Source organism: Gloeotrichia echinulata CP02 (genome assembly GCA_038087035.1).
Taxonomy (GTDB): Bacteria; Cyanobacteriota; Cyanobacteriia; order Cyanobacteriales; family Nostocaceae; genus Gloeotrichia; species Gloeotrichia echinulata.
This window is the reverse complement of record CP051187.1, coordinates 2,682,011-2,693,823: the sequence shown is the minus strand read 5'-3', so window position 1 is coordinate 2,693,823 and position 11,813 is coordinate 2,682,011. Positions and strand designations below refer to the sequence as shown.

At 39.0% G+C, this 11,813-nt stretch carries 11 protein-coding genes; 7 read left to right on the top strand and 4 right to left on the bottom strand.

The window, feature by feature from the left end:
* Positions 1 to 55: 55 nt before the first annotated feature.
* On the bottom strand, positions 56 to 607 hold the full coding sequence (gene scpB, locus HEQ19_11875; GenBank protein WYM00115.1) for an SMC-Scp complex subunit ScpB: 552 nt from the start codon (positions 605 to 607) through the stop codon (positions 56 to 58).
* Positions 608 to 955: 348 nt separating this feature from the next.
* Here scpB and HEQ19_11870 point away from each other — a divergent pair, with 348 nt between their 5' ends.
* The 3 genes from HEQ19_11870 (at position 956) to HEQ19_11860 (ending at position 3,881) form a co-directional block, all read left to right on the top strand.
* Complete coding sequence (locus HEQ19_11870) at positions 956 to 1,564, top strand: hypothetical protein (GenBank protein ID WYM00114.1); 609 nt, start codon at positions 956 to 958, stop codon at positions 1,562 to 1,564.
* A 252-nt stretch (positions 1,565 to 1,816) separates the two neighbouring features.
* Complete coding sequence (locus tag HEQ19_11865) at positions 1,817 to 3,424, top strand: IS1634 family transposase (GenBank protein WYM00113.1); 1,608 nt, start codon at positions 1,817 to 1,819, stop codon at positions 3,422 to 3,424.
* A 274-nt stretch (positions 3,425 to 3,698) separates the two neighbouring features.
* Positions 3,699 to 3,881 carry a tetratricopeptide repeat protein gene (locus HEQ19_11860; GenBank protein ID WYM03364.2) on the top strand — a complete coding sequence of 61 codons (183 nt, stop codon included), beginning with the start codon at positions 3,699 to 3,701 and terminating at the stop codon, positions 3,879 to 3,881.
* A 104-nt stretch (positions 3,882 to 3,985) separates the two neighbouring features.
* On the opposite strand, the gene ispD is transcribed toward HEQ19_11860, so the two are convergent.
* Positions 3,986 to 4,669, bottom strand: coding sequence for a 2-C-methyl-D-erythritol 4-phosphate cytidylyltransferase (gene ispD, locus HEQ19_11855; protein ID WYM00112.1), 684 nt, complete (start codon positions 4,667 to 4,669; stop codon positions 3,986 to 3,988).
* A gap of 69 nt (positions 4,670 to 4,738) precedes the next feature.
* Between ispD and HEQ19_11850 the strand changes: the two genes are divergently transcribed.
* Together HEQ19_11850 and HEQ19_11845 are read left to right on the top strand one after the other, a co-directional pair.
* Positions 4,739 to 5,698 (top strand): glycosyltransferase family 9 protein, encoded by a 960-nt coding sequence (locus HEQ19_11850; GenBank protein ID WYM00111.1) that lies wholly within the window; start codon positions 4,739 to 4,741, stop codon positions 5,696 to 5,698.
* A gap of 838 nt (positions 5,699 to 6,536) precedes the next feature.
* The gene (locus HEQ19_11845; GenBank protein WYM00110.1) at positions 6,537 to 7,298 is read left to right on the top strand and encodes a hypothetical protein; all 762 of its coding nucleotides are present in this window, start codon (positions 6,537 to 6,539) and stop codon (positions 7,296 to 7,298) included.
* 51 nt (positions 7,299 to 7,349) lie between these two features.
* Here HEQ19_11845 and HEQ19_11840 read toward each other — a convergent pair whose 3' ends face one another.
* Both HEQ19_11840 and HEQ19_11835 read right to left on the bottom strand, forming a co-directional pair.
* A complete protein-coding gene (locus tag HEQ19_11840; GenBank protein ID WYL98110.1) occupies positions 7,350 to 7,544 on the bottom strand; it encodes a hypothetical protein in 195 nt (64 codons plus the stop codon).
* A gap of 24 nt (positions 7,545 to 7,568) precedes the next feature.
* On the bottom strand, positions 7,569 to 8,039 hold the full coding sequence (locus tag HEQ19_11835) for a CRR6 family NdhI maturation factor (protein WYM00109.1): 471 nt from the start codon (positions 8,037 to 8,039) through the stop codon (positions 7,569 to 7,571).
* 1,178 nt (positions 8,040 to 9,217) lie between these two features.
* Between HEQ19_11835 and HEQ19_11830 the strand changes: the two genes are divergently transcribed.
* Both HEQ19_11830 and HEQ19_11825 read left to right on the top strand, forming a co-directional pair.
* Positions 9,218 to 9,676: a Fur family transcriptional regulator gene (locus tag HEQ19_11830; protein ID WYM00108.1), complete on the top strand. Its 459-nt coding sequence runs from the start codon at positions 9,218 to 9,220 to the stop codon at positions 9,674 to 9,676.
* Positions 9,677 to 9,981: 305 nt separating this feature from the next.
* The gene (locus HEQ19_11825; protein ID WYM00107.1) at positions 9,982 to 11,715 is read left to right on the top strand and encodes a DUF3685 domain-containing protein; all 1,734 of its coding nucleotides are present in this window, start codon (positions 9,982 to 9,984) and stop codon (positions 11,713 to 11,715) included.
* Positions 11,716 to 11,813: the final 98 nt, after the last annotated feature.

Genomic DNA, 11,813 nt, shown 5'->3' with positions numbered 1-11,813 from the left:
CAGGCTTGTAAATTCTATTGGTACAGGATAATTCGTTTTCACCCAGTGTCTAAAATTACTCTTGACTTTTGACTCCTATGTCTTCTTTGAGTTCTAGATCTAGTTCTAGTTGTTGTTCTTTATCGCTGGTAGATAATATTTGGGGGAGTTGCTCGATTTGAAAATACTGATGAAATTTTGGGGTGACTTGTAGGGAGTAGGAGCGAGAATCACTATCTCGGCGTTTGCGGACAAAACCGAGTTCTACCAGTTCGGGAACATGTTGATATACTCCTGAACCCCGTAGGTTAATCAAGTCACTTTGGAGTATGGGGTTATGGAGGGCGATCGCTGCTAAAGTCCGCAATGCACCTAACCCCAATTCTACGGGAATTATTGTCTGCACTAAGTCATGAAAGTCAGGCCGCAATTGCAAACTATAACCATTTGGGGTTTCTACTACTTCTAGGGCGCTATCTCGCCGCGCATAGTCGTCAATTAGCTCAATTATGCCTTCTTCCACAGTGGCGCGATCGCACGCTGCATATTCGGCGATTTCGCCGAGCGACAAGGGTTTACCCTTTAAATACAGAATCGCTTCTATCTTCGTCGTTGTGGCTGTAGTCATTAGTCATTAGTCATTGGTCATTAGTCATTGGTCATTAGTCATTGGTCATTAGTAACTGACAACTGACAACTGACGCCTGACGCCGGACAAGTTCCAAGTGTATGGTTTATATCATAAATGCCTACGCCTGTCAAGGATTATGGGCAATTGGTGCAGTGTGGCTTTGGTACCCACGAAAAAAGCTTGGGATTAAATCGTGAACTAACCTTATTTTAGACTTAATTTAGCCAGGTAATAAAAGATACTTAATAAATATAAGTAGTATGTTCTCTGTTGGAAAAGCAGCTTGGCGTTATCACTTTTCTCATGGAGATCATCTTGATAAGCAAGAATCAAGGAGTAATCCAGATGTCTAAGAGTTTCATTTGTAACTTGACTCGCTGTGCTGCTTTAGTATTGCCAGTATTTTTATTGTCTGCACAACCAATACTGGCTTTTGAAGGTGAAAGTGTCAATAGTCCAGTAAGAACAAAACAACAGTCAATATTTGAGAGTTCACTTGGCGTAACCGTATCCAAACCTAGCAAGGAGCAGGGTGCTAGACTCTGTGTACAGACAAAGAAAACCAACCCTCAATCCTCTCAAAGCGGGGTACAGGGTGAGCAAGCATGTCAAACGATACTCAAAACCAAACCTCAAGGCTCTCAACCCACGACCGAGAATAATAACCTTGTACAGCCACAATCAGGTAGACGAGGTTTTGTCTATTTTAATTTGATCAATCGTACTAGTGTCAGCTTGGTACGGTTGTTCGTTGAAGGTAGCGGTAGTGAACAACCGATTGAAGTTAACCTGCTTGGTGGATACCTCGTACCTGGTGAAATTCAAAGAATTACAGTGACAGGTTACAACACTTGTTACTATAACCTTGGCCTAATTTACGCTGATGAGGATAGCTACATTCGTACTAATGTAAATCTGTGTAGCATACAAAACTATATTTTATATGAGGAATAAAGATTTTTAATTCCACACTAGTACTATGGCAACTTAACTTTAGATCCCACATTCCGCACTTCAATTTGTATTACGGATACAAGTGTCATAAGTAGCAAAAATATTTTAAGTAAAAACACATACTTAAAGAAGTAAAAATATAGACAATATTATCAAAATATTTAACAAATAGAAATTCAAAAGGCATGGATAATAAATTCAGGAACCAAAATGAGAGAATGAATCTGAATTAGATAAAAATGCCTTCATAATATGAATTACCAAAAAGAAGAAATTGAGAGTAAAAACATAGATCACTTAGGAATAATAGCAGGAATAATAGATGAGATAGGAATAGCAGAAAAAATCAATGAGATATTTTCGATAGATAGTAGAGAGAAAGTAAACACAGGAGAAGTAGTCAAAGCAATCATTCTCAATGGACTAGGTTTTGTATCAAGACCATTATATTTATTCCCAGATTTTTTTAAAGATAAAGCCATAGAACATTTAATAGGAGATGGAATAAAAGCAGAAGATTTAAATGACGACAAACTAGGCAGAGTCATGGATAAGCTCTATAAATATGGATTAACAAAATTGTTCCTCATCATTGCCTTAGATGTAGTAAAGAAATATGGAATAGTCACGAAATATTCCCATTTAGACTCTACCTCATTACATTTACATGGAGAATATAAAAATAGCCCGAATAATCTAGACAAAGAACTAAGAATAAGCGGAGAAAATCCAATTATAATTACACAGGGATATTCTCGTGACCATAGACCGGACTTAAAACAATGTATATTAGATTTAATAGTAAGTAGTGATGGAGATATACCCTTATTCTTCAGAGGAGCATCAGGAAACGAATCAGATAAAGCAGTATTCGCTCACATCTTAGTAGAATATGACAAGCAAATAGATTTTGAAAGTATCATGGTGGCTGACAGTGCATTATATAGCGAAAGTAATTTAAAATTAATGTCAAATATTAGATGGATAAGTCGAGTACCTTTATCTATTAAAAGAGCCAAGAATCTGGTAAAAGCATTCATAACTAAAGAACTGAAATCAAGTGATATTAAAGGATATAGCTATCAAGAAGAAAAAGTATCTTACGCTGGAATAGAGCAAAGATGGTTATTAATTGAAAGCGCCGAAAGAAAAAAAGCAGATACCAAGAAATTAACCCAAAAAATATCAGAGGAGTTTCTGAAAATTAATAAACAATTAGTCAAGTTAGAAAAAGAAGAATTTGAACAAAAATCTTTGGCAGAATTAAAAATTAAAGAACTGGGAGCAAAATTAAAATATCATCAAATATCGGACAGAGAAATTAGCGAGAGATTAAAGAAAGGACAAATAGTAGTTGATCAAGTCAAAGGTAAATTAATAGAAAATCAGGAGTTAATCACAAAACATCAAAATTCTTGTGGTCGATTTATTTTAGCAACGAATATTTTAGATCCAACCAAATTAGAACCTACCGAAATATTGAAAATATATAAAGAACAGCAATCAACAGAGCGAGGATTTAGATTTATCAAAGACCCGTTATTTTTCGCCGATAGTCTTTTTGTGAAAAATCCAGAAAGAGTGGAGACAATGATGATGTTAATGGCATTGTGTCTTTTGGTTTATAATCTGGGGCAACGACAATTAAGAATGGCGTTAAAGACACAAAAGGCGACAGTTAAAAATCAACTGAATAAACCCACAGAATCTCCCACATTAAGGTGGATGTTTCAATGCTTTCAGGGCATTCATCTTCTTATTAGACAAGGAGTTCTTATGGTTCTTAACCTAACGGAGTCACATTGTAGAATACTGCAATTTCTACCTAATACTTGTCAAAAATATTATTTATTATGTTAGTTTTAAAATCTCTAATTTCCTATTACATTGTCTTGTGTTTTTATCACTAGGTTAAAAATTCTTTCTTGAATTATCTCACTAGCTTTTTATACACAATAAAAAAGCTAGAATTTTGGTGTGCATAATTTATTTTTGGATGGTTATTTGATTTTTGAAAACTCTAGTTTTGAATTGCTCGCCAATGTAGTTTATTTATGCTACTTGTTGAAGTGCGGAATGTGGGATACATTATCAACAGGGAGATAAATACAAAGCAATTGCTGATTACAATCGGGTGATGCGCTTTGAACCCAAAAATCCGATAATCTACTACAACCGAGGTCTTGTATATTTTTCTCTTAAAAATATGCAAAATGCCGAGAATGACTTCAAAAAAGCCGCAGAACTTTTTCAACAACAGGGTAATGACAGTTATTACCAAAATATTCTCAATGAAATTAGAACTATGCAACGTTAGTTCAGCAAGGGGATTGGGGGAGCAGGGGGAGATGAGTTCGTACTGAAAAATTATTATTCCCCCTCATCCCCTCATCTTCCTCATCTCCCAATCCCCTTGCTCCTTCACTCTCCTCGACTTGTGAGGATAAATTTGGCCAGGGCTAAATCTTGTGGAGTGGTGACTTTTAAGTTTGTCTCTTCTCCGGGGACGATTTGCACTGGGATACCGCACTTTTCAAACAAAGCCGCATCATCTGTGACTTCCCACCCTTGACGAACGCCTTCGGCATGGCATTGTTTCAATAACTTAACATCAAATCCTTGAGGGGTTTGTGCTGCCCACAATTGGCGTCGGTCGGGTGTACTTTGAATTATGCCATTGCTATCGACAACTTTAATCGTGTCTTTGACAGGGACTGCGGCGATTAATCCAGGACAATGACGAATCGCTTCGGCGCATGAGTTAAATAAATCGGGTGTAGCTAGACATCTAGCCCCATCGTGAATTAATACTTGCTCTGCCTCTGTGGGCAAGGCCTGCAAGCCATTGTAAACTGATTCTTGTCGGGTAGCGCCGCCAAGAATAAACTCTACTGGTTTAGTGAGGTTTAAATCAGCGATAATGAGCTTGAAGTCCTCCCAGTCGGTAGGTTGGGAAATAATCCCAATCCAACTGATGCTATTTGCCGCTGCTGCGGCTTTAAGAGTCCAAGCAATAATTGGTTGCGATCGCACGCTTAGTAAGAGTTTATTGCGATCACTGCCCATTCTCCGTCCTATCCCGGCCGCTGGAATTAGTAAATACACAGAATTCCTCAATCTTCAGGCTATATATTTTCCCCTAAAATAAGGAGCGAGTAAGCGTCAATAAATATTATGCGAGTAGTAGCTCTTGTACCTGGCGGAATTGGCGACCAAATTCTTTTGTTTCCGACTCTAGATGACCTGAAGCGCTATTACCCAAACGCTCAGATAGATGTCGTCGTCGCACCCCGATCAAAATCTGCTTATCGGGTGAGTAAGTCTGTTCATGATGTTTTGAGCTTTGATTTCGGTGATCGTAATAGTCTGGCAGATTGGGGTAATCTGGTGGGGATAATTCGCGATCGCGAGTATGATGTCGCCATTACTACTGACCAAAGTTGGTGGGTGGGTCTTTTGCTCTGGTTAACGGGAATTCCCACACGCATTGGCTACAAAGGTAAAGGATCTGTTTTTCTGACGAATCCTATCCCTTTGAACCCATCCCAGTATCGGGCGGCTTTGTACCACGACCTCCTGCAGCCATTAGATATTAACTCTCCTACCCCAGAGTTAACTGTAAATATACCAAAAACAGATATTGAGTGGGCACAAAAGCAACAAAAACGCCTAGAACTGCATGAAACAGGTTACATCTTGATTTCTGATGGTGCTAGCGATTTATCCCATGCTCAAGGTTGGGATACAATTTACCCTGTCGAAAATTGGCAGCAAATTATTCAAGATATCCAAGTCAAACAACCAGATTTACCTGTAGTCCTTCTCAAGCAAGGCGATAATGATGAGTTTGTGCGATCGCTTTTAGAGTCTGGTTTGGATATCAAGGTGATTTCACCAGATGATATCGGCAAATTGGCGGCGATTATTGGCGGGGCAAGTTTAATGTTGTCTACCGACAGTGCTACACTCCAGTTGAGCGTAGCAGTTCAAACCTACACCATTGCCCTATTTGGTCTGACAAATCCAGCGCAGTTGCTGCCAAAAAGTGATAAATTCTTGGCGATTAAATCCCCTAATGGCAAAATGGCAGACATTACACCTAAAGCCGTTTTAGAAAAAATCTGGGGTGGCTAAACCAGCAGTTTTCTGAAACGGGATCAATAATGAAAGTCTGTAACATACAACACCTATAATATTTTTCTATAGCTGTTTTTACTTGGATGAAAAAAATGCCACTTGTATGGACACAACATTGTTGTGTCCCTTGTCCTTTTTCCATCCAAAAGAGAACTGCTATATTTTTTTAACCCTAGAGTCGAAAGCAACAGGTTACTACCAGTTTTATTTTTCTTAATCAACAACCTGTTCAGTGCTAACATCCGCTGTCTATCAATGGATTTTGGCTTATTTGCCAATCAAAATTCCCAAAATTCCTATTGAGTAACGGTTTTCGGTCAAATAAAAAATTTTTTCCAAAACATGTTACTTTGAATAAACTTTTGGGAAACATATAGCCTGGACTACTCAGATGATGTCAGTAAATGGGTGGGAATAAACCAAACTATATTACAAAACGTAAATCAGCCTCAAATCCTTACCAATGACCAATGACCAATGACGACCCCAAGAGTGGCGTTTTTGCCAATTCCCCTTGCTCTTAGCGTCTTACCCAATTCTCAGTCTGGATATAATGAACAGCCGATCTAGCATTTTGCATCCTACAGCGAATTTTCTCCTCTTGTTACCAAATCAATTAACCACAATGAGAAATTTACGATAAAACAAAGATTAGCAACTTCAATCTTGTGAATTGAGGATACTGGGTTTTTTAGGTCACTAAGTGACAGAAAAATTTCTGGTAGTTTAGCTTACGGGTGGATCTAACGCGCCATGTTAGTGTTCCTTATTTTCCCTATTGCCGTTAGTCAGGTGCATCCCCCTCGACGTGTTGATACATCAAAAGGAAGAACAAATGGCGATTCGTTTACACAACTTTATTATTAGTCAAACTCGTTACATTCAGGTTGAAAGCCAACCCCACCATATTGCTGGCATTTTTCAAGCCATCACCCGTTCCCTCAGCCTACGCCACTGTGAATTTACTGAAATTCATAGTGCTTATTATGAATGCGAAGAAGATGGAACTATGACTTTCTACCAAGCTAAAAAAACTGATACTGGTAATCCAGGTATTTGGACTTATCTTGTGTATGAATGTCCTGAAGGTCAAGAAAAAGTATTTCGGGATGCGTTTATTGAGACAAGCTCTAGCCGGTTGCAAGAACTATTAACTGGAAAAAAACTGCCTCAAATAACTGGAGATATTCATGAATATCTTAAATGTAAAGATAATGAATCTGAATATCTTGATGTTCAACTTCCTGATGATTGGAATAGTCAAGAAGGAAGAGTGATCGCTCATCTTATTTTAGAAGAATTTAAGGCATTAAAATCCTCATCTGTTTTTGCCGAAACTGCGGGTAAACAATACATGCAGGCTGTTTTAGATAACTTTATTGCCGCAGCCCAAGAAATTTTAGAAACAAATGGCACAGCAGCAGAATTTGAAGCTCTTCAAGACGATATTTTGAAGAGAATTTCTACTCATGATATAGCCAACTTAATTATTGACCGCAATGATTATCGCATTTGGCAGGCAGCTTTACCAAGTAAATCAAAAGCAGTTGAATATGCTTTCAATGTCGCATTAGCCTTGATTTGCCGCATTAAGTGATATCAATTGTAAGTGGTTGAAGGTGGAAGGTTGACGGTTAGTAGTCAAACTTCAACCTTCAACCTTTAAGGAATGAGTAATGAGTAATGAGTAAGGAGTAATGAGTAATGAGTAATGAGTAAGGAGTAATGAGTGCCTTAACGCACCGTCACAGTAAGGAGTTTGGAGTTGGACAAATGACAAATGACAAATGACAAATGACAAATGACAAATGACAAATGACAAATGACCAATGACAAATGACAAATGACCAATGACAAATGTTAAATGTTAAAATAGCTCAAAGAAAGCATCCTCCAATTCATAACCTAGCATTTGTGCCATTGACTTGAGTCGTGATGCACTGGGAATGCTTTGTTGCTTCAACCAATCACTCAAAATAAAAATTTTGTGCATCAAATATATTTCTAAGGCTTCGGGATTATACTGAATACCCTCCTGAGAACTAAACTGATGCGGTACAAGCATTGCGGTATAACGGGCAAATTCCCCAGCTTTCCAATCGAGTAAAAATGGCAACCAGGGGTATTTAGCATCCAGACGGACAAACCACAGCCGCACTTCTGGAATTTCTGAGAGTTCGCGTGGATCGCCTGCTTCCAAATCATAGTTTATCTCAAAGTGCAATTGCTGTTCGTGGGATGCGGCTCCCGGTTGTAGCAATTGCTCAATCACTGTTGACGCAGGCGACAGTTCTAGATTGTTAATGGCATCAGTATTGATGGCGATCGTGATTGTCATTGACTGAGAACTTTATGTTCAACTGTAGGATCGAGAATCCACAGTAGCAGTTTTCAGCGTTTGATGCTAGATTTGCTTGCACTTTGCTGCCCTGAAATGCTTTATTGGCAAAATAAAGACGCGAAAAATATCGCGTCTTATTGCGTCTTTGTCTCTTTGCCGACATTTATAGGAACACCGTGTTTAGTTTTCAACTTACGGCCTTTTCTCTAATATATTATGTAAATTTACAGACTGTAACTTCATGCGTGAATATGCTTAAACTTTAAGCGATTCTTACAAACATTTCAGTGTTAATAACATGATCATTTTTAGTTGATGCACATAATAGCGTGATTATGAACTGCGTACACCAGAACGCATAAACGTAGTTGTGCTTTATAGCGCTGACAACCAATAGGGCTAAAGCCCAACTACAAACAAGCCATCAAACTTTGTGTGATACCGTTTCACTTTAAGTATGATACAAATACCTTGGTAGGGGCACGGCATTGCCGTGCCCCTACTGGCTTCTATATGTATCAGAGTTTTGGTGAAATGGTATGACAGTGTACTAGTCCGTTACATAAGACCTATTCATAACTACTCACAAATAGACAAATCTACTCATGTGTAGTTTGATGCTTACTTCCTGCTTTATTCTGGCAACGTCGGCGTTAACCAGTCCACAGGCTAACACGATCTAACTGATCGCTATATGTGTCGAAGTTACAGAATAACTTCTGTTTGAGGCGCTACTAACGACCCTCTGTCTAGGTCGCCTGCACTTCGCCTATGGCACGTTTATCAAACGCCAGTCTATGCTGGAAGGTTTATCCTCTGACGGCACGGTTGTTAACCGTTAATTATTATTGATTATCCTACCATCTTTTCGTGATACCTACTCAAAATTGACGAGCTTTGATGAGGCTTGAATAGCTTTTAGGTTACAGTTCTTAGCCCTTCCAGTGGACATTAGCACCTATTTTAAGTTAAAGTTGTAATGAGTTTGTTTTAGATTAGGGTGTGACAAGCCAACCGTCAAATAGTAAAAAAATCATAGCCCTGTGATTTGGGCAGCTATCAAAAACAATCACACAGGTATAGGATCAAGGGCGAGATGTAATATTTTCGCATATAAGAATATCCTATAACCCTGGAAATGGGAAAATTACCCCAACAGTTAACAAGCATAGAATATGCAAAAACCAGCGATATCTACACAACCAATTCGTTCTCTGGAAGATGCTCTGGAGCGGTGTCAAGTGCTGGGTATGCGCGTTAGTCGCCAACGGCGCTTTATTCTAGAACTACTTTGGCAAGCGAATGAACATCTATCTGCTAGAGAGATTTACGATCGCTTGAACCACCAAGGTAAAGAGATAGGTCACACCTCTGTCTATCAAAATTTAGAAGCATTATCTAGTCAGGGCATCATTGAATGTATTGAACACTGTGATGGTCGTTTATATGGTAACATTAGTGATTCCCACAGTCACGTAAATTGTATTGATACTAATCAAATCCTCGACGTTCATATAAAATTACCAGAAGATTTTATTCGCCAAGTTGAACAACAAACTGGAGTGCAGATTACTGACTACACTATTAATTTTTATGGCTACCGCAATTCGTCAGAAAAAGGGACTGAGGACTAGGGACACAACGACCGGCTCAGTGCATCGCTGGGGACTGGGGATTGTTGTAGGGGTTTAGCAATGCGCTTTACCACTACGACATCTCCGGTTTTTTGCAGTCCATATTTTGTGTTTTTTGTCAATGCGTAAGTCCTAGTAATGTCCGGTTTTGTCCAGATTTTATTTAGGAGCAAAGGATTCGATAAATCACGGTCTGCTGAGGTTTTGCAGCAAAGTAGCGCGGTAATGTTCTCGGTGCAAGTCAATTTTGCCACTTACCTTTAAACTAAATATCAAAGCTGTTTTCTGGCATAGAATAACAGACAATGAGCGATCGCCTTCTAAAATTATTGTTAATTGACCAAGACCCGATTTTCCGCCTAGGACTACGGGTAGCTTTGGAATCAATACCTCAAATACAAGTGGTATCAGATGTGGAAACAGATACCGCTGCTTTGCAGGTTTTAGCAGAACTCGCTAAACACGACCCTAACTTAGTAAATTTAGTGGTTTTGGAATTAGGTAATGGTCGTACCACCGCCAGTCAGCAGCAAGGCTTACAACTGTGTCAGCAATTGAAAACCCAATACCCAAAGTTACCAATATTGCTCCTCAGTTCTATCACAGAATCAGCAGTACTTTCGTCCGCCAGAGTGGCTGGTATAGATGGCTACTGCCCTAAAGGTACTCCCGTTGCTGAGTTAGTCGCTGTTATCAGGAAAGTGGGGATTGGCGATTGGGGACAAGGAGATAATCATAACTCCTCACTCGTCACTCGTCAGTCCTTACTCCCCTTTGCTAGGGTGCGGAATAATTGGCGCTTGTCAGGAATTGCTCAAATAGAAGCCACCCTAGCTGATGTAACTGCACAATTACAAGTACCGGGACTCCCACTAATAGACCGCGCAATTTTGACTGGACAGCGAAGAGAACTGCTGACGGCTCGTTGGCTCGTCAATCGCTTGTTGGCTTCACCAGGGAGCAGGCGAGAAAAACAGCAGCCCTCTGCTATTCCCTCCCTCAGTCATGCCATTACCATATTCGACTCACAACAAACGGAAAATTTGCCGTTGCTACTTAGTCCCAGAGCGATGCAATCTGCCTTATTCGCCGATTGTGTGACTAAACTTCAATTACCTTTACAAAATCTCACCGATATCCCTTTAGAAATCGATATCTTTCGTGAAGATAAAAAACGAGAATTACTTTATCTGATTCTCCAAAAACTAACTAAACAGTTAGATGAATTACGTAAATCCGAAATTAATTTAGATCAAATAGATGAGTTTAAGTCTACCATATTAGATGATTTATGGCAAGTAGTAGTTACAGATTTTTTTGGTAAATTTTCGCGGCTACAAGTAGGTGATCGCGATTTAGAAATGGTTAATTTTTTGTTGCAGAATTCTGGAGTTGTGCAAACTGAAATTCTCGCAAAAATTCCTTTAGTTATAGAACTATTTTCTTATCTGCTATTTCAAATCGATTTGCAAATAGATAATACCACTTATCCAGCAGATAGCGCAGAAGCTAAATTTCAAGCCTTAATGATTTTAGAGAACTTGTTAATTCAGGTAGCAAATGGAGTAGTGCAGCCCCTGCTAAATTCTTTAGCAGATTTAGAAATGATCAAGAAAAGTTTTTATGACCGCAAATTAATTTCCACACGAGAAATTGAAAAATTTAGAAACAACTTGTCTTGGAAATACCGATTACAAAATTATATCAATGAGCCAATAGCCATTTTTGAAAGCCGCTATGAACTATTTGTATTTTCACCTCGCGGTATAGCCAAAACTTCGATTTATGCTCCCAGGAGTCAGGAGTTAGTAAACCTTACTGGTATTCGCCTAGTAGTGACATTGATAGTAGAATTTCGGGATGCGATCGCACCTCGGTTACAATCACTAATAGCATTTTTAGGCAGTGGTATAGTCTTCATTCTCACCCAAGTAATTGGTCGAGGTCTGGGTTTAATTGGTCGTGGTATTCTCCAAGGTATTGGTAGTGTTTCGTTTTTAGACAAAAACCTCAGACGCAATAGTGAACGAACTAAATGAGGTTGAGCCGAGATCAAGGCTAGTGCGGAAATAAGGACTGAAAACCCTTGATTTTTCGTTGCCTACAACAGTGTTGCGTACAATAAAGTAGCAAATTA